Below are 22,941 nucleotides of genomic sequence, written 5' to 3' on the forward strand. Positions count from 1 at the left end.
TAGCGATGATCCCGTCGGGGACGGTATCGCCGGGCATGCCAACGGGGCGTCCGTATGTCGTAATGGGATGGTCAATGTGGAGGTGCGAGCCCCGAGTCAGGTTCGACCGTGGTTACGGGGGTGACCTACCCCCGATTACGCGTCGGCCGGTATGGCGGAGTGATCCGTGAAGCGTCAACCCTCCGGCCTGGAGCCGGGTCCCCCGGGTGGAGACCAAATGCAGCCAAGTGTGTCCCGTCCGCCCAACGCCCTGACCGGTCCCTGGTACAGAATCCAGGCGATCACAGCACCCTCGCGCAGTTCCTCCGCCGAGTGGGACTTCGTCACGGTCCTGCCCGCCGTGCTCTCCACGGCCCAGCGCAACCGGCCCTTCGTGGTCGGCTGGCTCTCACGGGGGTCCGGCGCCCCGCTGGAGCTGATCACCAACGCGGGGCCGCTGACTCCGCCGCGCCCGCCCCGCAGGGCCGCCACCGAGGTCGAGCACGCCCCCGGCGGTCCCGAGCCGCTGCTCTTTCCCAGCGGCGCCCGCGGCGTCCGGATCGGTGACGAGTGGCTCCGCGACCTGTCCGACCTGGTGTGGACCATCTGCCCCGGCCGGCAGGCCCCGCCGCTCGGCGGCCGTCGCGAGCCGGACGCCGACGAGATCAGGCGGCCGACGCTTTTCGAGTCGACGCTGGTCACGCTCATGTCCCGGCCGTTCGCCTGGCTGGTGGTGGCCGAGCAGACCGACCTGCTGGACGCCGAGGTCGCGCACCTGCGCACCCAGCTCAACGTGTTGCGGCAGTACGGCGACGCCTCCGAACGCTCCCGCTACGACGCGGAGCGGGCCGAGCGGCGCATGCAGGAGCTGGACGCCTTCCGCGAGGCGGGGCTGTGGAACGTCCGGTTGCTGGCCGGGGCCGCCGGTCCCGAGGAACTGCGCCAGATCGCCCCGGTGCTCGTCGGCTCCGCCGAGATGAGCCACCACCCCTACCGCCTGCGCAGCGCGCTGTCCGGCCCCGTACACGGTTTCGCCGAGGCGCTGGCGGTGACCCTGCAGGATCCGGCGGACGGTGCCGCCGCCCCGTTCGCGGCCACCGCCGGGGCGCTCGCCGCCCTCGCCGGGCTGCCGCACCGGGAGGTGCCGGGGGTACGGGTGCTCGACGCGGGCTTCTTCGACGTGACCAGCGAGGCCGACACCGCGCCCGGCACGCCGGCCGTCGAGCTCGGGGCCATCCTCGACGGCCAGGACAGGCCGGTCGGCTCGTTCAGGGTCCCGCTGGCCACCCTCAACCGGCACGCGTTCGTCACCGGCGCCACCGGCTCCGGCAAGTCCCAGACCGTCAGGCACCTGCTGGAACAGCTCACCGGCGCGGGCGTCCCGTGGCTGGCCATCGAGCCGGCGAAGTCCGAGTACGCCTCGATGGGCGGCCGGATCGAGCACCTCGCCCCGGTGACCGTGATCAACCCGTCCGCCCCGGAGAGCGTGCCGTTCAGCGTGAACCCGCTCGCTCCCGAACCCGGCTATCCGGTCCAGGCCCACATCGACATGGTCCGGGCGCTGTTCATGGCGGCCTTCGACGCCGAGGAGCCGTTCCCGCAGATCATGTCACTCGCCCTGCAGCGGGTGTACGAGGCCAACGGGTGGGACGTGGTCACCGGCTGGGCCGCTCCCGGCGCCGCCGTGCGGCCCGCCGTGCCGACCCTCGAACAGCTGCAGCGGCACGCGATGGAGGTGATCAAGGAGATCGGCTACGGGCGGGAGGTCCAGGCCGATGTGGAGGGCTTCATCTCGCTGCGGCTGCGGTCGCTCCGGGTCGGTTCCGCCGGCCGGTTCTTCGAGGGCGGCCACCCCGCCGACATCGGCGACCTGCTCCAGCGCAACGTGGTGCTCGCGATCGAGGACGTCGCCAACGACGAGGACAAGGCGTTCCTGATGGGCACGCTGATCATCCGGATCGTGGAGCACCTGCGGATGCGGGCCAGGAAGGAGCGGAGCAGCGGGCTGAAGCACGTCATCGTGATCGAGGAGGCGCACCGGCTGCTCCGCGACCGGGGCGCGGGGCGGGCCAGCACGCACGCCGTCGAGCTCCTGGCGGGCATGCTCGCCGAGATCCGCGCGTACGGCGAGGGCATCGTGGTCGCCGAGCAGATTCCCACGAAACTGGTCTCCGACGTCGTGAAGAACACCGCGCTGAAGGTCATCCACAGGCTCCCCGCCGAGGACGACCGCCGGCTGGTCGGGGCGGCGACGAATCTGAGCGAGGAGCAGTCCCGGCAGGTCGTCTCGCTCCCGCCCGGTGTCGCCGCGGTCTTCGCCGACGGCATGGACCGGCCGCTCCGCATCCAGGTGCCGCTGGGCGAGGACCGCGAGCGCCCGGTCCCCGGCCACACGCCGCCCATCTGCGGCCGCCGCTCGGCGGCGTGCGGGCAGGAGTGCCGCAACGGCCGGGCGTGCACGCTGGTCGAGCTGCGCGAGGCGGACCTGCTCGCCGAGGCGCCCGAGTGGGCCTGGCTGCGGATCTGGACGGACACGCTGGTGCTGGCGTTCTGTACCAACAGGCCGGCGCCCGGGGTGCCCCGGGCGCTGGCCGACCTCTGGGCGGAGCTCCCGGCACGGCGGCGCGAATGCCTGCTGGCCACGACCGCCGAACGGTGCGTGGGCCGCCGCGCGTGGTCGTTGCGGACCGTCCACGACCCGGCCAAGCTGACCGAGCAGGTCGCCGCGATCGCGACCAGGCTGCTCGGTCCCGACCGCGACCCCGGCGAGCGGCCCGGACCCGCCTGGGTCATCCCGCAGGTGCGGTGGCTGCATGAGGTGGACCGGCTCTTCCCGCACGGCCAGCCCGCGCCCAACCCGCGCGGCTCCGCGCCGGTCATGGAGTACGCCCTGTTCAACCGGCCCGCGGGCGGCTCCGAGCTGCTCGGCCACCGGGCCAAGGCGCTCCGCCACCACCCGCTCTCCATGGAGGTGGACCGCAACCGGGAACTGGCCTGGCGGGTGATTCTCGGCGACGACGAGCGCGAGAGTGTGGAGCGCGACATCCTCACAGTCACCATCGGCATCGACCCGGCCGAGCGGCTCCGGCACGTGGCCCAGACGATGGGGGCAGGCTGGCTGGAGAGCGTGCTGTCGTGGCCGCACCGGTTCGTGCTGCCGTTCGACGCCGATTCGCAGGAACCCGTCGAACTCGCGTTCGCCGAGCAGTGAGGCGTGGCCGGGAGGGATATCCGGCCACATCCCCCGCTGTGGAGCCTGTGGAGTTCGTTCCCGCCGTATGGTGAGAGCGGTCTGGTCTGCGGCCTTTACGCTTGACCATCACCGGCCGGGGTGTGTGACGTGCCGTCCGGGGGTGGGGGTGCCGAAGCCCGGCTAAGATCTGCGGCATGAACGATTCGGCGATTCCGGCCCCGCGGCCGGGCCGGCCGGCCGCCGGGTCGTCCCGCGAACGGTCGCCAAGCGAGGAGACGGCATGACTCAGCTTCCGCTGCGGGCGCAGCTCGCCACCGCTCTCGGCCGGACGGCCGCGACCCTGTCCCGGGTCACCGGACGCGGAGACGGGTCGGTGATCGGAGGCCGGGTCAGCATGCTCCTGGAGCCCGACCTGCTGCGCCAGCTGGCACGCGACCGCAAGCTCGCGCTGGTGAGCGCGACCAACGGCAAGACCACGACGACCCGCCTGATCACCTCCGCACTGTCGGATCTCGGCGACGTCGCCACCAACGCCTTCGGCGCCAACATGCCCGCCGGGCACGTCTCGGCACTGTCGTCGGCCAAGCACGCCCCGTACGGGGTGCTTGAGGTCGACGAGAAGTACCTGCCCGAGGTGATCGACACCACCGGCGCCGGGGTCATCTGCCTGATGAACCTCAGCCGGGACCAGATGGACCGGGCGGGCGAGATCTGGCTGCTCGCCCAGAAGTGGCGGCGGGCGCTGGCCGGCAAGAACACCCATGTGATCGCCAATGCCGACGACCCGCTGGTGACCTGGGGCGCCTCCACCGCGGCCTCGGTCACCTGGGTGTCGGCCGGGCAGCCGTGGAAGGAGGACTCCTGGTGCTGCCCCGAGTGCGGCGGCCCCCTCGACCGCAAGGGCATGGAGTACGTTCCGCCGGGCAGCCTCGGCTCCGGTGCCTCCTCGCAGGCCGGGGAGAACGACTGGGCCTGCCGCGAGTGCACCTTCCGGCGGCCTGAGCCGTCCTGGGTGCTCGACGACGACGCGGTGATCGACCCGCGCGGGCAGCGCTGGGTGCTGGACATCCAGCTCCCCGGGCGGGCCAACCGGGCCAACGCGGCGATAGCGCTGGCCACCGCCGAGGCGTTCGGGCTGCCCGTCGAGCGGGCGCTGCCCCGGCTGCGCGAGGTCAGGTCGGTCGCCGGCCGCTACACCACCGTGGAGCGCGACGGACGGCACGCCCGGCTGCTGCTGGCCAAGAACCCGGCCGGCTGGCTGGAGGCCTTCGACGTGCTCGACTCCTCGCTGCCGGTGATCCTCTCGGTCAACGCCCAGGGCCCCGACGGCCGCGACACCTCATGGCTGTGGGACGTCGACTACCGCGTGCTGCGCGGCAGGCCGGTCTTCGTGACCGGTGAGCGGCGGCTCGACCTCGCCCTCCGGCTGGATGTGGCGGACGTGCCGTTCCAGCTGGCCGGATCGTTCGAGCAGGCGCTCGGTGCGCAACCGCCGGGCAAGGTCGACGTGATCGCCAATTACACCGCCTTCCAGCAGATTCGATCGGAGTTCGGTCGTGCAGTCTGACAGCGCTCTACGCCTTGTCTGGATTTATCCGGACCTGTTGAGCACGTACGGCGACCAGGGCAACGTCCTGGTCCTGGAGCAGCGCGCCCGGCGCCGCGGCATCCCGGTCGAGACCGTGCACGTGCGCTCGGCCGACCCGGTCCCGGAGAGCGGTGACATCTACCTGATCGGCGGCGGCGAGGACCGGCCGCAGATCCTGGCTTCCGAGCGGCTCCGGCGTGACGGTGGCCTGCACCGGGCCATCCAGCGGGGCGCGGCCCTGCTGGCCGTGTGCGCGGGCTACCAGATCATGGGCACCACCTTCGGCGGCGAGGAGGGGCAGCCGGTCGACGGCATCGGCCTGATCGACATCTCCAGCGGCCGTGGTGCGGGCCGGGCCGTCGGTGAGCTGGCCGGGGAGGCGGACCCGGCGCTCGGCATCCCGACGCTGACCGGTTTCGAGAACCACATGGGCGTCACCCGGCTCGGGCCCGGTGTCCGGCCACTGGCGCGTACGGCGGTCGGCACGGGTAACGGCGACGGCACCGAGGGCTGCTACACCGGCAAGATCGTCGGCACCTACCTGCACGGTCCGGCGCTCGCCCGTAACCCAGGCCTCGCCGACCTGCTGCTCACCTGGGCGGTGGGCGCCCAGTTGCCGCCGATCGACGACTCCTGGTTCGAGCGCCTCCGCGAGGAGCGCCTGGCCGCGGTGCTGCCCGGCTGACGCCGGAAACCGGCCGTCCTGCCTTGCCGGGCGGCCGGAGGGCGTGCCTCACCAGGCGGCGTTCAGTAGACGAGAGCCTGGACGCCTTCGCCCAGGACCTCCTCGACGAACGTGGGGCCGCCCGCGATGCGGATGCCCTCGATCACGTCATCGACCGTTATGTCGCGCCGGGCCGCGCACTGGGTGCACAGCGTCACCCTGCCGCCGGCGAGCACCGCGTCGAGCAGGTCGCCGAGCTGGGCGGCGTGCGGGAGGGTGAACTCCTTCGCCCGTCCGGGGAGGGCGAACCACGCGGACTCGCCGGTCAGCCAGAGCGAGACGGGGACTCCGCTCGCCAACGCCGCCGCGGCCACCGTGAACGCCTGGTTGCAGCGCTCGGGTGAGTCTTCGCCGGCGGTAACCTTGATCACCAGTGATCGTGCCATGCCCGAAGCCTATGCGGGTCCGCCTCGCGGGCGCGAACCATATCAGGGCGGTTCCAGGTCCTGTTTCTTGGATCTTTTGCCCACCGCGGTCGGTCGGGCGGCGCCGCACCGCGTTGCCGCCGCTCCCTTCTCCGTCCCGCCGGTGCTGTGGCCGGAAACGATCAACGGGTTCACGGGTAGCCGTTCGCACCGGCTGGATGTGCGGTGGTGGAGCCGGTCAGGAAGGGCAGAGGTCGCGGCGGATCGTGCGCCGTTGGGGCGGCCGATCACTCTCACCCACACCGTTTCGGTGACGGCGCCGGCGACGCGCGGCCGCCGCGTTCCGCGCGAAACGCGTTGAACAGGTGGTACGCGCACAATCATGATGAACTTCATGGACCTCATCTCCTCCCTGCCCGCCTTCATCCTGGCCGTGGTGCTGATCTCCGCCTCGCCGGGGCCGGCGATGGCGCTGATCCTGCGCCGTGCGGCCCTGCGCGGCTTCTCCGGCGCGGTGCCCACTGTGCTGGGCCTGGAAGCCGGTCTGTACCTGTGGGCGTTGCTCGCCGCCGCCGGGCTCGCCGCCCTGGTGGCCGCCTCCGAGGTGGCCTTCCTCGTCCTGCGCGTGGTGGGCGCGGGTTTCCTGCTGTACCTCGGGGTCAAGGCTTGGCGCTCGGCGTGGCGCGGGCGGGAAACCGGCGGGGTGGCCGAGGAGGTCGCGGTCGGGGAGCCGGTGCCCGGCTCGGCGCTGACCTGGTGGAAGGCGTTCGGCGAGGGATTGGTGGTGATGCTGGCCAACCCGAAGGCCGCCGCCTTCATGATCGCGCTCTATCCGCAGTTCGTACCGGCCGACCAGCCGCTGTTCGCCACGACCGCGCTGCTCGCCGTGCTCCAGGTGGTCATCGAGATCGTCCTGTATCTGGCGCTGGCGGCCGTGGTCGGGCGGGCCGGCGCGTGGTTCCGCCGCCCGGTGATCCGGCGTCGGCTGGACGCGGTCAGTGGTACGGTCCTCGTCGCGCTGGGGCTGCGGGTGGCCGTCGAGGGCCGTTGACGCGCCGGAGCCGAGCGAGTGTCTGCCCGGCCCTCACCACGGCGAGCGTCGTGCGACAGGGCCTAGGCTCGGACCCATGGACGTTCCCGAACTGCATCCCGATCTTGAGCCGATCGCCTTCCTCGTGGGCGTGTGGGAAGGCGCCGGCGTCGGGGGATATCCGACGATCGAGAGTTTCAACTTCGGCCAGGAAATCGTCTTCGGCCACAACGGCAAGCCGTTCCTGACCTACAACAGCCGCACCTGGCTGCTCGACGAGGCGGGTAACAAGGTCCGCCCGCTGGGCGTCGAGACCGGTTTCTGGCGCCAGCTCCCCGGGCGTCAGCTGGAGGTGTGCCTGTCACATCCCACGGGCATCGTGGAGGTCTACGTCGGTGAGGTGGTCTTTCACAAGATCGAGCTGCATACCGACGTGGTGGCCCGCACCGCCACCGCCAAGGAGTACACCGGAGGCCACCGCCTCTACGGCCTGGTCAACGGCAACCTGATGTGGGCGTACGACATGGCGGCCATGGGCCAGCCGATTCAGTCCCACATCTCGGCCGAGCTCAAGCGGGTCGGTGACTTCGTCCCCGACGCCGGGTGAACTCCCGAAGGGGCGCGAGCCGGCTACCGGATGAGCGCTCCTGCTCGCACTCGGGGGCGACAGAGGCAGGGCGCTGACTACGCTTTGTGGAATGAGCACTCCCTTCACCCCCGAAGCGGTCGAGGCCATCAAGCGCCACATGAACGACGATCACGCTGACGACGCGCTACTGATCTGCAAGGGCCTCGGTGGACAGCCCGAGGCCACCGGCGCGACGACGACCGGTGTCGACGCCGAGGCGATCGAGTTCGCCGCTGTGGTCGGCGGGCTTGAGATTCCGGTCCGGGTCCCGTGGAGCGGCACGCTGACCGAACGCGCGCAGGTCCGTACGGAGGTCGTCCGCCTCTATCGGGACGCCTGCGCGGCCCTTGGCGTCCCTGCCCGCGGTGAGCACTGACCGGGAGTCTCCTCGGTCCGAGACCCTGCCGGCCGGCGCCGGCCGGCGCCGGGCGCAGCGGTCGTGAGGATCGGCGGGCCGGTCACCGGAGCCGATCCCGGTCGCGGACCTTCGCTTTCCGCTGCCCCGGGGCACTGCCCGGAGCCTGCCCGGGGCACCGCCCTGGAGGCGCTGGTCGGGAGCCGGGGCCGGCGTGAAGCGGGGCCGGTGATTACGGCGCCGGCCGGGGTTTTATTCGGATGACCTTATTCGTTGGATTTCCCTGGTTTTTCACACCTTGAATGGATTTTCGCCCGGAACTTCCAGCTGGAGGAGGCGACGAAGGGACAAGTCCGAAAACAGGAGAGGCTGATGGGGCCGTTGGTGACAGTCGGGTCAATGCCAGGACTGATCGTGGCATTCGTGGAAAGCTCCCAGATGCTGAAATTTCCTGAAATAAGGAGGCGCGGTGAAACCGCGAGCCCTTGTGCTGGCGCCAATGCGAGGTCCGGAGTGGGACCGTCTGAGAGAGCTGATCGACGTCCACTACGACCCGGCTGAGCACGGTCCGTACCAGGCTGCCGACCTCGCCTGGCGGCTCGCGGACATCGGGGCGCGCATCCTCATCACCGAGTCCGACGAGGTCGCGGGCCCGGTGCTGGATCTTCCCCTGCTGGTGGTGGGCTGCGCCCGCGGCGACGCGGGGAACGTGGACCTCGGCGCGGCCACCGACAGGGGCATTCCCGTCGTCTGCGCCCCGGGGCGCGACGCCGACGCGGTGGCCGAGCTCACCCTCGCCCTGATCCTCGCGGTGACCCGCCGGGTGGCGGTCGGCGACCGGGAGATCCGCTACGGCATGGTCTCCTACCGGCGGCACCGCGCGTGGGAGCTCGCGGGCCGGACCGTCGGCCTGATCGGCTACGGGGCGGTCGGCCACGCGCTGGCCTGGCGGATGAGGGGGCTGGGCATGCGCGTCATGGTCTACGACCCCGAGGCGGCGGAGAACCGGTACGGCCTCGACGTCCTGCTGGCCCAGGCCGACGTCGTCTCCGTACACGCCCCCGCGTCCGCGAGGCCGCTGATCGGCGCTGTGGAGTTCGCCGCGATGAGGACCGGAGCGATCTTCGTCAACACCTCCGACGCGGCCCTGCACGACATGGACGCCCTCGTCGGAGCGTTGAAGGCGGGCCATCTGGGCGGCGCGGCCCTCGACAGGTTCGCCGGGGACTGGCTCGACCCGTCCCACCCGCTCGCCGACATGGACAATGTGGTGCTCACTCCGCACCTGGGCTCGGGGACCTACGACACCGAGATCAACCACACCCGGATGATCTGCGAGGACATCGTCAGGATCCTCGGCGGGGAAAGCCCGCTGCACTGCGCCAATCCTGGTTTCCAGGGGTGACCCCAGCCCCTCGGCCCCGAGGGGGTCACGGTCCCGGATCCGTGCACCGCGGCTTGACGGGAGGCGACCGCGACACGATCTGGAGTCGTACCGGAAAGGCGCGTCCCGGCCCGGGGGCGGAGGGCCTGGAAAGAGGAGTGCCGGAAAGGGAAGAACCCCGGGCCGCTTCCTCCTGGCTGAGCAGGAGGGCCGGTGGACCAAAGGCGGGATCGCCCGCCCCCGGCGGCCCGGGGTTCCGGTGATTGTCGTGGATTCGCCGAACGTCGCCAGACGCCCGGACAGAGTCCGGTCGCGGCGTCCTAGCGGACAGCCACCTCGCTAGCCCAACTATGATCAACCATTGTTCGGACCACCTCCTTTCGGCGTGCCTGTACGTTATGAAATCTCATGCCGCCGAGGCAAATGAATATTCTCCATCCCCCGAACTGAGGCTCCGGCCCTAGAGCCGATCCCCTGACCAGGCCCGATGCGGCCTGATGGGAGCGAGGGGCGGGCAAACGATCACAGTTGCTCCGCCGTTGCCGACTCTGAACAAGGCTGCGGTGCATGACGCCATGCGCCGTGCGAGCCCCTGGTCTTCGTGAGGGGCCTCGGGGATCGCCGCCGGTCCGGGCCGGAGTTCAGGGCAGGGATCGCCGAGCCGCCTCGGTGCGGGGTTCGTCCGGCCGGCCAGGTAGGACGATCAGGATTAATGCCACTTTAATTATAAATTATCCCATCTGGAACATGCGGCCAAGATGCTTTCGCTCGTAGCACCTTGTGATCTTTCCACTGTCAGGAGGCTGGTAGTTGGCCGATCCCGACTCCGTAGGCAATCCGTCAACCATGGCTTACAACCACGATCAGCTGCAGGATCGGGCGGGGCTAGGCTTCGCCGACGTCAGCAGTGATCTTGGCGCCGTGGTCAAACGCGCCCTTGAGGACTTACAGGCCATCGGCCCCCTGCCGAGCGGGGAGGAGGTGGACCAGCGGTTTCTCGAATGGTTCACCCCCAAATGCGAACAGATGCTGACACTGACGGCCGACCTCGCCGGCGCCTACGGTGACATCGGAAAAGGGCTGATCGCGATGAGCCGCAACGTGTTGGAGATCGACTGGGGCTTGGCGAAGAGCCTGGACGCGGTGCCGGACTACACCGACGACGGCCCGGTGAAGCGGGCCGAATCATGATCCCGACGAAGGCTCTTACCATGGTCGGCCTCACCGGGCTGGGCTCCATGGCGGCGCTGAAGATCTACGCCGGCGTCACGGCTCCCGAGATCCCCCCCGACAAGCTGCGGGAGATCGCGAAGATATTCTTCCGGCTGGCCGACGAGATCGACGGCGGAAGCGGGAAGGACGGCATCGCGGATCAGGCCGACGCGCTGGCCGCCTCGGTGTGGAAGAACTCGGGGAACGAAGGCCAGGGCAACGAGGGTCAGAGCATCGAGGCGTTCCGCCGCGTCTATCAGGACGCCGTGTCCGTCTACGTGCCACAGCTCGCCAAGGACTGCCGCATCGTGGCCATCGGATGCGAGGCGTACGCGGAACAGGTCGAGGAGGTCAAAAAAGGCTTCGCCATGTACGAGGACATGATCCTGCAACTCGTGTGGCTCGTGGTGTACCAGCCGATGTCGACCGCCCTCTACGGGTTCGCCGCCGCGCGGATCGCGGCGCTGGCCGCGGCGGCGAGGGGCCTCCAGACCGCCTTCGCCATGAACGTGGCGAGGATCCTGGAGATGACCGTGCCGAAGTACGCCACGACGATGCTCCTCTACCTGGCACTGGACGGCGCGGCCTACGCCGCGGGGTCACTGGGGATGACCAAGATCGCCCAGCTCGACAATGGCCGGCCGATGGGCTCGCTGAAGGAGAACGCGGCCGAATTCGGCAAGATCTTCACCGCGAACAGTGCGTTCAACCTCGGCTACGAGGCGGCCAAGGCACCCCTCGGCAGGGCGCCGACCACTCGCGGCATCGAACTGGGCGCGCGCCTCGTCGGCTCGGGTCTCGCCTACACCCCCACCTACAACCTGTTGGACGACGAGAAGGAGGGCATGACCACGAACGATGAATGGGCGTTCAAAATCACCGGGCACGGCCTGCGCGCGGTCATCTTCCCGCCTGGATGGAAATTTAGGTAACGAAGGAGCACGCTGTGAACCACCCGAACGACGCGATCCTGCGCGTGATGGAGGACGGTCTGAGTGATCTCACCGGCAAGGGCGAGGCCGCCGACGAGATGATCCAAGCCGTCACCGACTCGGCGGGCCGTCTCATGACGCTCACTTTGAATCCGCGCGTCATGCGTATGGACAGCCAGAAGCTGGCGGAAGAGCTCTGCCTGGCCGTACAGCGGGCGCAGGCGGACGGGGAGCGCAAGACGCGGGAGCTGGTCGGTGGAGTACTCGGCTCGCCGATACCGGAGAATCTCACCGATCGCACACAGTTCTGGGATGGGCTGCGAGGGCTGCGGGAGTCCTTTGACCGGTCGATGACGGAACGGGCGGAGAAGGTCGCGCGACGGCTCCAGGACCTGGACTAGCTCCTCAGGCCCGGCCTTCGGGGCTGTCCGGCGTACGTGTTCCGTGGCGGAGGGCGTTCACCGACATGACGACTGCTCCTAGACTCTGGACATGACCGAGACGTCGTGGCATGAGGAACTGCGGGCCCGTGGTTACCGGGTCACTCCGCAACGCCAGCTGGTGCTTGAGGCGGTCAAGGCCTGCGAGCACGCCACCCCGGAGGAGATCTGCAACCGGGTGCGGGAGACCGCTCGCGGGGTGAACATCTCGACCGTCTACCGGACCCTTGAGCTCCTTGAGGAGCTCGGCATGGTCACCCACTCCCATCTCGGGCACGGTGCCCCCACCTACCACCTGACCTCCGAGGCCGATCACGTGCATCTGGTCTGCCGCGGCTGCGGGGAGATCAGCGAGGTCAGTCCGGATCTGGTGGAGAGCTTCGTCGACAACCTCGACCAGAAGCTCGGGTTCGTCACCGACGTGCACCACCTGACGGTCTTCGGCCGCTGCCGGAACTGCCGCTAGCGGCGGGAACCCGGCCGCCACCTTCGCGGACGCGGCCGGCCGGGGACCGCGCCGGTGCCGCGGCGGAGGCACACCCGGCCGCGGGGAACCCGGATCGAGGCGTGATCAGTGGAGCGTCGGCACCTCGCCGCCCTCCACCCACTCGACGCCGACTCCGCGCAGGCCCGCCGCCCACGGACCGGCCGTCTCGGCCAGCGAGGCCGTGTCCGGCGGCGTGCGGCCGAGCCCTATCGCGAACCGGGCCATTCCCGGCCCGGTCTCGAACGGCCTGGGCCAGGCGTGCGCGTCCCGTGCCCCCGCGCGTTCCAGGGAGGTGAGCAGCGCACGCACCCGGCCCCGGACGCGGCCCAGCGTCACGGCGAACCTCTCGGCCCGCTCGTCCCGCACGGTCACCACCGCCCATGCGGCGTGCCGCCGGTGCGACGGCGGCGCCGACAGCAACTCCTCCCGGGGGCTCCGGCCGGTCCGCGCCGCCTCCTCCACGATCTCCCAGGCGGTGTAGAGCTCCTGTGCCAGCAGATCCCGCCCGCCGGGGCCGACCTGTTCACTGCACAGGCGGACGGGGGCCGTGGGGGTCGTGACCGACACGGCCGCGCCGGACCCTCCGTCCGGGGGCCCGTCCGGCGGCCCGTCCGGTGCCTCCGGCCACAGGCCGATCGGCCGGCGCCAGTCCCATGCGGCCCAGGTACCGAAGAAGTGCCGGAGCAGGTCGCCGGGAGGAAGATCCCCGGATTCGCACACCGTCCGCGCCGCGAGGATGGTCCAGGCCAGGCCCGGCAACCCGCCGAACGGGGCCGAGTCCAGCCCGCGCGCCCTCGCCCATGCCTTCACCTCCCGGGCCAGCCCGGCGAAGGCGGCGCGGTTCGCGCCGACCGCGGCGAGCACGGCGTCGGCGTCGCTGACCGCGCTCAATGCGATCGCCGAGGCCTCGTCCAGCTCCGTACGGCGCGACACCGCCTCGGCGGGGGTGACGCCCGTGACCGCCACGACGGCCAGATCGACGTCCAGACCGTCGATCCGCAACCGGAGGCCGGGCACCCTGGCGCCGATCACACTCCGCAGCCCGATCGCCTCCGGCAGTGCCGCCCGCACCCGCGCCTCGACGTCCGCGGGGGCGACCGCCGTGGGCAGCGCCACCACCAGGTCCAGGTCCGCGTCGGCCAGGGCGCAGCCCAGGCGTCGCGACCCGGTGACGTGAACGACCCCCTCGGCCAGCGAGACCCGCAGCCGCGCCACGACCTCCCGTGCCACGGCGGCGCCGTGACGTTCCCGCGCCTCGGAGCCGTCCTTCGCGCGGGCGCCGTCCTTTCCCGACCCCGGGGCGTCCCCGGGGGTGCGCGCCGGCTCCGGTGGGCCGTCGGGCGCGCGTGTTCCGTGGTCGAGCCAGCGCACCTCGCCCGTTCCGAGAGCGACGGTCGCCCGGGGCCGCATGGGCTCCTCACCCCGGCGTGACAGCAGGACCAGCTCGCCGACCCGCACCGACCCGCCGCCCAGCCGCGCCGCGCAGTCGGCGACGAGCCGTCCGGGATCCCGGACCCTTCCCAGGGTCAGGTGCGGGGTGTAGCCCGCGGAGCGGCCCCGGCAGCGGGGGAACCCGCGCTCCAGCGCGCCGCGCAGCGCGGCCCACGGTTCGGCTCCGCCCGCGGCCGGGTCGAGCCAGACCGTGGAGCCGTCCCGATGGGAGAAGGCGTGCACGCCCTCCAACCGGGCGGTGAACGGGGGGATCGCGGCCGCGGCGGCGGCCAGCAGGGGGGCCGCCACCTCGAAGTCGGACTCCGGTACGAAACCGAACATCACCGTGACGTGCGGTGGCCACCTGCGGATCTGCGGGTCGTGCTCCCGGCGGATCTCCTGGATCGCGGGCCAGAGCTCCCGCGGTGGGATCCAGACCAGCGCGGTCCGTGCCGTCGGGCGCGCGTCGAGGACGCCGGAGACGCCGTGCCCGCTGCCGCCGATGGCGACGTCGGCGGCGACGGCGTAGTGGTCCGACACGAACAGGCCGTCCGGCGCCGGAACGTCACCCCGTACGGCCGCGGTCGTGACGCGCAGGTCGTGGCCGCGCAGCAGGACCCGGTCGAGCCGGGAGGCGCGGCCGGAGAGCGAGGAGAGGGCCGCCAGCGGATTGACCCGCGGATCGAAGGTGGCGGTCGCGTCATCGGGGCCGTGGGCCTCGGTCCAGGCGTCTCGCAGGCCCAGCACCTCGGCGGGCCGGCTCCCGCCGTCGTTGAGATCGCCCAGAAGGATCACATCCCCGTCCACGCCGAGCAGCACCTCGGCGAGCCGGGCGAGCTCGGCCTCGCGCCGGGCGGGGCCGTTGTCGGTGTGGTCGCTGGTCAGATGCGTGGCGGCCACCACGACCGGCCCGGCGGCGGACTCCACCGTGACGGCCGCGACGGCCTTGTGCGGGCCGAGGACGTGCAGGCCCGCCTCTCGAACGGGCAGGCGGGTCAGCAGGAGGAGCCCGGCGTCGTCGACGTCCCGGCCGGCCGGGTCGGTGCTCAGCGTGTAACCGGAGCGGATCCACGGGGTCCGCAGCAGCATGCCGAGCAGCTCGGCCTCGACCTCCTGCAGCGCGATGACGTCCGCGTCGGCCCGCTCCAGCTCCTCCAGCAGCAGCAGCCGGCGCCGCGCGGTGTCCAGCCGGTCGCTGTCGTAGCGGTCCCACAGGGTGTTCCAGGTCAGCACGCGCAGGTGTGCCGTCGTGGACGCGGCCCCGGCCGGTACGGGGGGCGCGGGACGCCAGCCCGCGACCGGATCCCACGCGAACGGCGTCCTGGCCGCGAAGAACGGTGCCCGGAGCCTGCGCGGATCCCGTACCCGGCCGGCCTGCGACGAGTCGATGCGGTCCAGGCCCGCCGACCGGTCCCAGACCGTCTCGCCGTCGGCCTCGACGAACAGGATCCGGTGCCAGGGGATGTCGCCTCCCGGTACGAACGCGGGCAGTGGCACACGCTTGGGCGAGGCCCCGCGCACGTTGATGCCCAGGACGAACCGCGCCGGGTCGAACCGCGGATCCCAGCGGATCCGGTGGAAGATCTCCTCACTCGTCCGCATGATCATTCCTCATCGCTGTCGAGGGCTCCGGCGACGTCGAGGACGTTCCCCTCCGGCCCGATGTACCACGTGCGGTGCGCCTCTCCCGGATAGGGCGGGGAGAAGCGGCGAAGCTGGGCGGAGAGCACCTCCGGCGGCACCGGGTGCGCACGGCCCACGTTACGCCGGGCCAGCACGTCGCCGGGGACCAGCATGACCGCCTGCGTCGTCAGCGCGTCGCGCCCGCGGGCCACGGTGTGCACCAGGGAGCGCTGGTGCCGGTTCAGGGCCGTGGCGTCCCACACCACGGTTCCGCCGCCGGCCAGGAGCGTGTCGAGCCGGTGCAGGCCCTCGCGGAGGATCGCCGGGTTGGCCCGCTGGTCGGACCGGGACCCCCGGGCCTGGCGCAGGTCGTCGAGCGCGACGACGGCCCCGGCGTCCGGGAGACCGCGGGCGAACGTGCTCTTCCCGCTGCTCGACGGGCCGACCATGACGACGAGCCGGGGAAACCGGCCGGACCGCCAGCGCTCGCTCACCGCCAGGCCGCCCTCGGCCGTGGCGATCCGGCCCAGCGCGTAGGACTCCCGCGTCTCGGCCCAGCACCGGTCCGCCACGTCGGGATCACATCCGTCGAGCGCCTGGCGCAGGCCCAGGCGCAGCGGCTCCAGCGGCGCCTCGCCGAGCAGCCCGGCCTCGTCGGCGTGCAGCTCGGACCAGCCGACCTGCTCGCGCGCGTCGGCGGCGTCACCGTCGGCGCGCCCGGTCAGGGCCGCGGCGGCGACCGCGTGCAGGACTCCCAGATCGGCCGCGGCCGTCAGCCGTACCAGACCGGTCCTGCGCTCCTCGTCGGGGAAGGGGCGGTGCAGGCGGGTGCTCAGCTCGGCCAGGTCGGCGACCCGCCGGGCCAGGGGCATGCCGAGGGGAGCCACCAGGGCGGACGCCAGCCAGGCCCGGCGGGTGCCGTGGAACAGGGTGGCCAGGACGCCCGCCAGCCGGGCGTCCCCAGTCCGGCCGAGCAGGTCGAGCCTGGCGGAGACGTCGGCCACGGCCGCCTCGACGCGCTCGGCGGCGGCGGCCGGGATCGCCGGTCCCGCCGGGTCACCGGTCGCCGTGGTCGGCCGTCGCGCCGCTTCCGGGGAGCCTGCCCCCGGCCCCGTCAGGTCACCGGCCGTCATCCCCGTCGCCGCGATGAGCGCCGGCAGGTCCGGATCGGCTCCCGAACGCACCTCCCACAGCGCGGCGGCCGGCCCCAGGCCGTTCTCGACGACGGGCGCGAGCATCCAGTGCTCGGTCGTCCGGACATGCCGTGGACGCACCCATTTGGCGATGTGGTGGGCGAATTCCTCCCGGTGGAATCCGGCGGCCGTTCGTACGACGTACCCTTCCCGCCGCGTCGTGTCCAGGCGCAGGGCCCGCAGCGCCCGCTCGTCGAAGGTGCCGCGCCACAGCACCGGCGGAACCGGGACCCCCAGCCGCCGGGTCAGGCGCACCGTCCTGTCCCAGTCGAGGCAGTGGTCACCGTCCCAGATGGAGAAGGCATAGAACCAGCTCTCCAGGTCCCGGTACTCGATCGAGTGCCGGGCGTAGAGGTTCTCGCCGCATACCCGCCGGCCCGGTGGGAGGAACCGGGCGATCCTGCCGTGCAGGGCCTTGACCCACGCGCGGGACGGATGGTGCGCCGAATCCAGCGAGCGGGCGTGCACCCCGTCGGGGTACACGGTGGTGTTCTCCCCGTCGAGCTTCTCGGTGACGACGACCTCCCGGCCGGCCAGCCCCGACAGGCCGTCGGCGCGTACGTCGTCCGAGGTGGCCCCGGGAGACCAGGGCAGGTGAGGGGTGCGGGGGTAGTGCACTCGCATGATCCGCTCCCGATGACGACGTCGCGCTCCGGCGACTGTAGGGGGAGAGGGAGGGGCGGATCCACAGGATAAAGGCGTGGCCCGCGCCCGGATCGTGACGACCGGCGCGGGTCGGCCTCACCGCCGGGGGACTCGCGCACCCGTTGATCCTCCGGAGGCGCTCCGCCCCTGAGCCGCCGCGATCCGCGGGCGCCCCCGAATTCCGCGGGCGCCTCCGGAACCCGCCCCGGGAGCGTGGCGGAGCCGCCGCCGCCCTGCCTGGTGCGGCCTCGTAGGCTGTGTACATGCGAAGCCCTCTGCTGGACACTCCCGGCGCGGTCGCGGCCGACACCCCCGACGCCGATGTCGCCGGACACTACGGTGACCCGTTCGCCGAGCAGCGCGCGCTGCTCGCCGGAGAGGCGATGGTCGACCGGAGCAACCGCGAGGTCATCCGGATCTCCGGGCCCGACCGTCTGAGCTGGCTCAACAGCCTCAGCTCGCAGAAACTCGACGACCTTGAACCTGGTCGGCCCACCGAGACACTGCTGCTGGACGCCCAGGGCAGGGTGGAGCACCACCTCGTCCTCGTCGATGACGGTGCGGCCGTCTGGGCGCATGTCGAGCCGGGCACCGGCGCGGAGCTGGCCGCGTTCCTCGACAAGATGCGGTTCATGCTGAGGGTCGAGGTCACCGACGTGACGGATCGCTACGCCGTGGTCTCCGTGGCCGGACCGGCGCGGCCCGACCTGCCGGCGGGGGCCGTCGCCGTGGGGCGCGACATCCTGCTCCCCCGCGAGGAGCTGGCGGCGGGGCTCGGGCTGAGGCTCGCCGGGCTCTGGGCGTACGAGGCGTTGCGGATCGAGGAGCACCGCCCCCGGCTGGGTTTCGACACCGACCACAAGACGATCCCGCACGAGGTGGGCTGGATCGGCACGGCCCTGCACCTCAGCAAGGGCTGTTACAAGGGCCAGGAGACCGTGGCCCGCGTCCACAACCTGGGCCACCCCCCGCGCCGCCTGGTCTTCCTGCACCTGGACGGCAGCGTCGACACCCTGCCGAAGCACGGTGCCCCCGTGACGTACGACGGCGCGGAGGTCGGCTCCGTCGGCAGCGCCGCGCGCCACCACGAGCTGGGCCCGATCGCGCTGGCCGTGGTCAAGCGGACGGTGCCGGTGGACGCCACGCTGGAGGCCGGCGGGGTGGCCGCGTCCCAGGAGGTCATCGTGCCGCCGGACGCCGGGCGCAACGTCCAGATCGACCCCGCCCTGCGCCGCCGCATCCGCTGACGGCACCGCTTCCGGCCCGGGGGCGGCGTGGTCGGGCCACCTCTCCGGGTCACCTCTCGGGCGATCTCTTCGGGGCACCGAGCCCCGGAGAGATCGGCTTACCGGGAAAGTCCCGGTCCCGGGGCTCAGACGTCCAGGATCAGGGTGATCGGGCCGTCGTTGGTCAACCCGACCTTCATGTCGGCGCCGAAGACCCCCGTCTCCACGTGGGCGCCCAGCCCGCGCAGTTCGGCGCAGACCGTCTCGACCAGCGGTTCGGCGACCGGACCCGGCGCGGCGGCCTGCCAGGTGGGGCGGCGCCCCTTGCGGGTGTCGCCGTACAGGGTGAACTGGCTGACCACCAGCAGGGGCGCGCCGATGTCGGAGCAGGACTTCTCGCCGGAGAGGATCCGCAGGCCCCAGAGCTTGGCGGCGAGCCTGGCCGCCTGCTCGGGGGTGTCGGTATGGGTCACGCCGACCAGGACCAGCAGTCCCGGTTCGTCGATCGCCCCGACCGTCACGCCGTCCACCACCACTGACGCGGAACTCACCCGCTGCACGACCGCACGCATGCCTCCCATCATCCCGTGCCTCCCGACCTCCCTAGACTCTGGGCGAAAGGAGACAAAGGTGTCTGCTGAGTCATTGTTCGTCGAGGTCGTCCGTTCGGGGTTCGTGGAGTCCACCCATCGGGCGCGGATGCTCGCCGTCGCCGCCGACGGCTCCCTGGTGAGGGTGCACGGGGCGGTGGACGCGCCGGCCTCGCCGCGCTCGTCGATGAAGCCCCTACAGGCGCTCGCCATGGTCCGCGCCGGGCTCCTCCTGGAGGGGGAGTTGCTCGCGCTGGCGTGCGCGAGCCACGCGGGTGAGCCGTTCCACGTGGACGGGGTACGCGAGATCCTGGCCGGGGCCGGGCTGGCCGAGAGCGCGCTGGGCTGCCCGGAGGACCTGCCCGAGCACGCCGCCTCCCGGGAGGAGGTGCTGCGCTCCGGAGGGGGCCGGGCCAGGGTCTACATGAACTGCTCGGGCAAGCACGCGGCGATGCTCGCCACCTGCGTGGTCAATGACTGGCCGGTGGAGACCTACCTCGACCAGACCCATCCGCTGCAGCGGGCGATCCGCGCCACGGTCGAGGAGCTGACCGGCGAGCGTGTCGCGGCCGGCGGGGTGGACGGCTGCGGCGCCCCGCTGTTCTTCATCTCGATGCTGGGCGTGACCCGGGCGTTCCGCGCACTGGTCCTGGCCGAGCCGGGCACTCCGGAGCGCCGGATCGCGGATGCCTTCCGGGCCCACCCCGAATGGACGTCGGGCACCACCCGCCCCGAGGCTCGGCTGATGCGGGCGATCCCCGGGCTGATGGTCAAGATCGGTGCGGAGGCGTTCGACGCCTTCGCCTTCGGCGACGGGCGTTCGGGGACCGTCAAGATCGAGGATGGTGGCCAGCGCGCCCGGGTTCCGGTCACCGTCGCGGCCCTGCGGGCGCTCGGCTTCGAGGGCCCCGAGCTCGACGAGCTGGCCACCGGGGTGCTGCTCGGCGGCGGGCGTCCGGTGGGGGAGATCCGCGTGCGGTAGTGATCAGCACAGGTCTCCCGGTGCCCCGCCGACGAGGTCAAAGGGAGCGGAACTGGCGGGTGGTGGAGATCGCGCCGGAGGTGGTCATGGTGAAGGTCCGCATCGAGTCGGCGAACCTGGACAGGTCCCACTCGGCCGGGCCGTGGTACCAGTACAGGTTGTCGGCCTGCTGACCGTTGCCGGTGACCGAGGAGACCACGCGGGCCCAGCGGTCGACGCTGTCGAAGATCACGGCGTAGGGCAGGTAGCGGGAGAACAGCTCCACCCGCTGGGCCGTCGGCACGTCATCGGTGATGTCACCGCCGGACAGGTACTCCTTGAACCCCAGGGTGTGGGCGAGCGCTCCCGCACCCTTGGCGGTCTTGGCCGGCATGTACTGGCCGCCCACCGCCAGGGCGGCACCGGCGATGATCAGGGCCAGGCCGAGCAGTCCGTACGTGGTGAGCCAGGCCAGCGCGAAGGTGGTGAGGACGCCGAGCACGGTGAGGAGCACGCCGAGGGTCGTCCAGCGGGTGCGGACGGTGTCGGGGCGGCGGGCGAACCAGCCCTGCTTGACCACGTCGCGGTAGAGCGCCTCGCGGACCTTGCCGAGCTTGGCGCCGAACGATCCCCGGAGTTCCGAGAGCAGCACCGTGTCGCGGCCGTCGAAGATGGCGTCGTAGAGCTCCAGCTCGTAGGCCATCAGCGAGGAGACCTGGGCGGCGGGCAGCCGTACGAGCCTCCAGTCGGGTGTCTCGTACGTCTGCCGGGGCTGCTCGTCGATCCTGAGGTAGCCCCGGACGGCCAGGTCGACGATCGTGGCGGTCACGTCGATCACGTCGGCCTGCTCGTCCATGAGGGTGCCGATCTGACCGGGGCGGACGCCGTCCGGCGGGGCGAAGTGGCCGTTCTCGACGCCGCTGAGCGAGCCCGACTCGTGGCCGACCACGCGGGCGTCCCGGCCTCGCGTCCAGTAGAGGAGGGCGAGGCCACCGAGCATCAGAAGAAGCAGGGCGGCCAGCGCGCCGCCGGTCACGGTGTTGAGGGTGAAGGCGTTGGACAGCTCGAAGCGGCGCGCCAGGATCGGCGCGCCCTTGGTGGCGGCGGCGGGGTAGCCGATGACCACGGTGAGCACCTCGCCGGCGCCCAGGCCCTGCTGCCCGAACTCGGCGGCGACGCCCGTGTGGCCCATGGATGCCTCGGTACAGGCGATCGCCGAGGTCAGGGGGCCGGCGAAGCACGACAGGTGCTGCAGCGCGGCCGGGCCGCTCACGGTGACCCTGGCCTGCTCGACCGGGACGGACCAGCCGCCCACGGCGTACCAGCGCAGTTCCTGGGCGTCGGTGAGCGGAGTGATGGTGCCCCTGACGTCGTACTCCAGGACGGCGCTGCCCGTGCCCTTCAGGGTGATGGTGCCGCCGGTCAGAGTGGCGTCGCCCTTCAGATCGGTGACCTGGTAGAGCCGGTCGCTGCGATTGTCGTAGCGGGTCCGGTCGACGAGGTCGCGCGACGGTGCGTCGCCCTCGAAGATGACCTCTTCCTTGACATGAAGCACCCCGTCCTGCCGGAGCTCCATCTGGACCGTCGTGCTCGTCACCTTGCCGTCCTGGGGGGCCTGGGGGGACGCGGAAACGGTCGCGAGGGCAGGGGAGGCGCTGACCAGCGACGCGAGGATGGCCGTCGCGGCCAGGCTTCCGGCTGCTCGGTGCGAGAAAGATGCCGCCATGGGTCGGGAGCCTATCGAGAAGCACCGAGCCGTGATGATCGGCCCCATATCCATTTCTTCACGCCCGTAAACCCATATGTGTGTGTATCCGCTAGATTGCCGCCCGAAGATCCACTCTTTGGAGAGGCGGTCGCATGCGCCCACGAAGGTCGAACCCGCTGGCCTTTGGCGTTCTGGGTATTCTCGCCCTGGCGTTCGCCGGGGTCGTGGTGATCGCCGGCCTGGCCGGTGGCGAGGAGGCCGAGAGTCCGGCCGGTCCCGGGACGGCCCCGGTGGCGACCGGGAAGGCCGTCCCCACGCAGACCGGCGAGGTCGAGATCACTCCGCCGGCCTTCACCCCGCCGCGGAAGCTGAACCTCGGCTCGCTGGGGGACACCGAGATCGTGCCGGCCGCCGTGGAGCGGAGCATGGCCGTCGACCTCCGCTACATGCGCCGTTCCGACACCGCGGCCCGGCTCAAGCGCAACCCGCTGTACGGCACCGGCCTGATGCGCCCCACCTCCTGCCGCGCTCCTCGGCCCTCGACCGACCCCGGCGACATGCTCGCCTACCTCAACGCCGTCACCGGCTGTCTGGACCGGGCGTGGAGCGCGAAGTTCTCCCAGGCCGGAGCGGTCTTCCTGCTGCCGAGCAAGGTCTACTGGTCCCGTGCGGGACGCGGGCCCTGCGGGGTCTATCCCAACCCCGACGCCTCCGCCTACTACTGCCCGGCCAACCGGGGCATGTACATCGGCCTGAGTCATGTGATCCAGCAGAGCGGCCAGGTCGACCCCGCCCAGAACCATGTGCCCTACCTGACCGTGCTCGCCCATGAGTACGCCCACCACGTGCAGTCCATGGCGGGCATCGGCGGGGCCTGGTGGTGGGAGGTCTCCACCAGGTCCCGCGAGGCGCAGGACGCGCACTCCCGTCGCCACGAGCTTCAGGCGCAGTGTCTCGCCGGGGCCTTCGCCCGAACCGTGCGGGTCCCGCTGGGTATCACCGGCGCCCGCTGGCAGCAGGTGCTGCGGACGGACTACGGGCGCGGCGACGACCGGAACGGCAACCCCCGGCGCGACCACGGCAACGGCGAGCACTACGCCGCCTGGCTCCACCAGGGCTGGAAGTACGCCCGGATCGCCTACTGCAACACCTGGGTCGTCCCTCCCTCCCAGGTCAGCTGACCCCGCTCCCGCCGAACGGGCAGGCCGCTCGGAAAGGCTTCCGGGCCCCGTGATGCCACCGGGTCC

General features: G+C 71.7%; 20 protein-coding genes. 14 read left to right on the forward strand and 6 right to left on the reverse strand.

The features are described from left to right. The first annotated feature begins 217 nt into the window (after window positions 1-217). From ABZU75_RS22265 to ABZU75_RS22275, 3 genes are all read left to right on the forward strand, one after another. Complete coding sequence (locus tag ABZU75_RS22265) at window positions 218-3,190, forward strand: ATP-binding protein (protein ID WP_355557230.1); 2,973 nt, start codon at window positions 218-220, stop codon at window positions 3,188-3,190. 262 nt (window positions 3,191-3,452) lie between these two features. After that, window positions 3,453-4,739, forward strand: coding sequence for a MurT ligase domain-containing protein (locus ABZU75_RS22270; RefSeq protein WP_355557233.1), 1,287 nt, complete (start codon window positions 3,453-3,455; stop codon window positions 4,737-4,739). Continuing rightward, a complete protein-coding gene (locus ABZU75_RS22275) occupies window positions 4,729-5,445 on the forward strand; it encodes a glutamine amidotransferase (protein ID WP_355557236.1) in 717 nt (238 codons plus the stop codon). Before ABZU75_RS22270 ends, ABZU75_RS22275 begins: the two co-directional genes overlap by 11 nt. Before the next feature lie 62 nt (window positions 5,446-5,507). On the opposite strand, the gene ABZU75_RS22280 is transcribed toward ABZU75_RS22275, so the two are convergent. Continuing rightward, a complete protein-coding gene (locus ABZU75_RS22280) occupies window positions 5,508-5,870 on the reverse strand; it encodes a DsrE family protein (protein WP_355557239.1) in 363 nt (120 codons plus the stop codon). 42 nt (window positions 5,871-5,912) lie between these two features. After that, window positions 5,913-6,245 carry a hypothetical protein gene (locus tag ABZU75_RS22285; RefSeq protein WP_355557242.1) on the reverse strand — a complete coding sequence of 111 codons (333 nt, stop codon included), beginning with the start codon at window positions 6,243-6,245 and terminating at the stop codon, window positions 5,913-5,915. On the opposite strand from ABZU75_RS22285, the gene ABZU75_RS22290 reads away from it, so the two are divergent. The 8 genes from ABZU75_RS22290 (at window position 6,244) to ABZU75_RS22325 (ending at window position 12,296) form a co-directional block, all read left to right on the forward strand. Then, on the forward strand, window positions 6,244-6,900 hold the full coding sequence (locus ABZU75_RS22290; protein WP_355557245.1) for a LysE family translocator: 657 nt from the start codon (window positions 6,244-6,246) through the stop codon (window positions 6,898-6,900). The two genes, ABZU75_RS22285 and ABZU75_RS22290, sit on opposite strands and share 2 nt — an antisense overlap. A 76-nt stretch (window positions 6,901-6,976) precedes the next feature. Next, on the forward strand, window positions 6,977-7,486 hold the full coding sequence (locus tag ABZU75_RS22295; protein WP_355557248.1) for an FABP family protein: 510 nt from the start codon (window positions 6,977-6,979) through the stop codon (window positions 7,484-7,486). Window positions 7,487-7,577: 91 nt separating this feature from the next. Continuing rightward, entirely contained in the window at window positions 7,578-7,883 is a 306-nt protein-coding gene (locus ABZU75_RS22300) for a DUF2470 domain-containing protein (RefSeq protein ID WP_355557251.1), read from the forward strand. Between the two features lie 448 nt (window positions 7,884-8,331). Further along, window positions 8,332-9,267, forward strand: a complete 936-nt coding sequence (locus ABZU75_RS22305) for an NAD(P)-dependent oxidoreductase (RefSeq protein ID WP_355557254.1) — start codon at window positions 8,332-8,334, stop codon at window positions 9,265-9,267. A 789-nt stretch (window positions 9,268-10,056) separates the two neighbouring features. Then, the gene (locus ABZU75_RS22310; protein WP_355557257.1) at window positions 10,057-10,437 is read left to right on the forward strand and encodes a hypothetical protein; all 381 of its coding nucleotides are present in this window, start codon (window positions 10,057-10,059) and stop codon (window positions 10,435-10,437) included. Window positions 10,438-10,457: 20 nt separating this feature from the next. Further along, the gene (locus ABZU75_RS22315) at window positions 10,458-11,390 is read left to right on the forward strand and encodes a hypothetical protein (protein ID WP_355557260.1); all 933 of its coding nucleotides are present in this window, start codon (window positions 10,458-10,460) and stop codon (window positions 11,388-11,390) included. A gap of 14 nt (window positions 11,391-11,404) precedes the next feature. Then, a complete protein-coding gene (locus ABZU75_RS22320; protein ID WP_355557262.1) occupies window positions 11,405-11,791 on the forward strand; it encodes a YbaB/EbfC family nucleoid-associated protein in 387 nt (128 codons plus the stop codon). Window positions 11,792-11,882: 91 nt separating this feature from the next. Beyond that, the gene (locus tag ABZU75_RS22325) at window positions 11,883-12,296 is read left to right on the forward strand and encodes a Fur family transcriptional regulator (protein ID WP_030924489.1); all 414 of its coding nucleotides are present in this window, start codon (window positions 11,883-11,885) and stop codon (window positions 12,294-12,296) included. A 105-nt stretch (window positions 12,297-12,401) separates the two neighbouring features. Here the strand turns inward: ABZU75_RS22325 and ABZU75_RS22330 are convergent, their stop codons facing one another. Together ABZU75_RS22330 and ABZU75_RS22335 are read right to left on the reverse strand one after the other, a co-directional pair. Beyond that, window positions 12,402-15,350: a poly(A) polymerase gene (locus ABZU75_RS22330; RefSeq protein ID WP_355557266.1), complete on the reverse strand. Its 2,949-nt coding sequence runs from the start codon at window positions 15,348-15,350 to the stop codon at window positions 12,402-12,404. Window positions 15,351-15,352: 2 nt separating this feature from the next. Then, window positions 15,353-17,188 (reverse strand): RNA ligase family protein, encoded by a 1,836-nt coding sequence (locus ABZU75_RS22335; RefSeq protein ID WP_355557269.1) that lies wholly within the window; start codon window positions 17,186-17,188, stop codon window positions 15,353-15,355. A 284-nt stretch (window positions 17,189-17,472) separates the two neighbouring features. Here ABZU75_RS22335 and ABZU75_RS22340 point away from each other — a divergent pair, with 284 nt between their 5' ends. Further along, window positions 17,473-18,456, forward strand: a complete 984-nt coding sequence (locus tag ABZU75_RS22340; RefSeq protein ID WP_355557272.1) for a glycine cleavage T C-terminal barrel domain-containing protein — start codon at window positions 17,473-17,475, stop codon at window positions 18,454-18,456. A gap of 125 nt (window positions 18,457-18,581) precedes the next feature. Here ABZU75_RS22340 and dtd read toward each other — a convergent pair whose 3' ends face one another. Next, window positions 18,582-19,007 (reverse strand): D-aminoacyl-tRNA deacylase, encoded by a 426-nt coding sequence (gene dtd, locus ABZU75_RS22345; RefSeq protein WP_350911198.1) that lies wholly within the window; start codon window positions 19,005-19,007, stop codon window positions 18,582-18,584. 58 nt (window positions 19,008-19,065) lie between these two features. Between dtd and ABZU75_RS22350 the strand changes: the two genes are divergently transcribed. Beyond that, window positions 19,066-20,007: an asparaginase gene (locus ABZU75_RS22350; protein WP_355557275.1), complete on the forward strand. Its 942-nt coding sequence runs from the start codon at window positions 19,066-19,068 to the stop codon at window positions 20,005-20,007. 37 nt (window positions 20,008-20,044) lie between these two features. On the opposite strand, the gene ABZU75_RS22355 is transcribed toward ABZU75_RS22350, so the two are convergent. Next, on the reverse strand, window positions 20,045-21,712 hold the full coding sequence (locus ABZU75_RS22355) for a DUF2207 domain-containing protein (RefSeq protein WP_355557277.1): 1,668 nt from the start codon (window positions 21,710-21,712) through the stop codon (window positions 20,045-20,047). A 134-nt stretch (window positions 21,713-21,846) separates the two neighbouring features. On the opposite strand from ABZU75_RS22355, the gene ABZU75_RS22360 reads away from it, so the two are divergent. Next, entirely contained in the window at window positions 21,847-22,875 is a 1,029-nt protein-coding gene (locus ABZU75_RS22360) for a neutral zinc metallopeptidase (RefSeq protein ID WP_355557280.1), read from the forward strand. Window positions 22,876-22,941 lie beyond the last annotated feature (66 nt).

The organism is Streptosporangium sp. NPDC005286 (assembly GCF_040607515.1).
Classification (GTDB): domain Bacteria; phylum Actinomycetota; class Actinomycetes; order Streptosporangiales; family Streptosporangiaceae; genus Streptosporangium.

Bases quoted from the DNA above. Each gene is read 5' to 3' on its own strand.
- ABZU75_RS22265 (WP_355557230.1), top strand. From the start codon at position 218: ATGCAGCCAAGTGTGTCCCGTCCGCCCAACGCCCTGACCGGTCCCTGG.
- ABZU75_RS22270 (WP_355557233.1), top strand. From the start codon at position 3,453: ATGACTCAGCTTCCGCTGCGGGCGCAGCTCGCCACCGCTCTCGGCCGG.
- ABZU75_RS22280 (WP_355557239.1), bottom strand. From the start codon at position 5,870: ATGGCACGATCACTGGTGATCAAGGTTACCGCCGGCGAAGACTCACCC.
- ABZU75_RS22290 (WP_355557245.1), top strand. From the start codon at position 6,244: ATGGACCTCATCTCCTCCCTGCCCGCCTTCATCCTGGCCGTGGTGCTG.
- ABZU75_RS22285 (WP_355557242.1), bottom strand. From the start codon at position 6,245: ATGAAGTTCATCATGATTGTGCGCGTACCACCTGTTCAACGCGTTTCG.
- ABZU75_RS22295 (WP_355557248.1), top strand. From the start codon at position 6,977: ATGGACGTTCCCGAACTGCATCCCGATCTTGAGCCGATCGCCTTCCTC.
- ABZU75_RS22300 (WP_355557251.1), top strand. From the start codon at position 7,578: ATGAGCACTCCCTTCACCCCCGAAGCGGTCGAGGCCATCAAGCGCCAC.
- ABZU75_RS22315 (WP_355557260.1), top strand. From the start codon at position 10,458: ATGGTCGGCCTCACCGGGCTGGGCTCCATGGCGGCGCTGAAGATCTAC.
- ABZU75_RS22325 (WP_030924489.1), top strand. From the start codon at position 11,883: ATGACCGAGACGTCGTGGCATGAGGAACTGCGGGCCCGTGGTTACCGG.
- ABZU75_RS22330 (WP_355557266.1), bottom strand. From the start codon at position 15,350: ATGCGGACGAGTGAGGAGATCTTCCACCGGATCCGCTGGGATCCGCGG.
- ABZU75_RS22335 (WP_355557269.1), bottom strand. From the start codon at position 17,188: ATGCGAGTGCACTACCCCCGCACCCCTCACCTGCCCTGGTCTCCCGGG.
- ABZU75_RS22340 (WP_355557272.1), top strand. From the start codon at position 17,473: ATGCGAAGCCCTCTGCTGGACACTCCCGGCGCGGTCGCGGCCGACACC.
- dtd (WP_350911198.1), bottom strand. From the start codon at position 19,007: ATGCGTGCGGTCGTGCAGCGGGTGAGTTCCGCGTCAGTGGTGGTGGAC.
- ABZU75_RS22355 (WP_355557277.1), bottom strand. From the start codon at position 21,712: ATGGCGGCATCTTTCTCGCACCGAGCAGCCGGAAGCCTGGCCGCGACG.
- ABZU75_RS22360 (WP_355557280.1), top strand. From the start codon at position 21,847: ATGCGCCCACGAAGGTCGAACCCGCTGGCCTTTGGCGTTCTGGGTATT.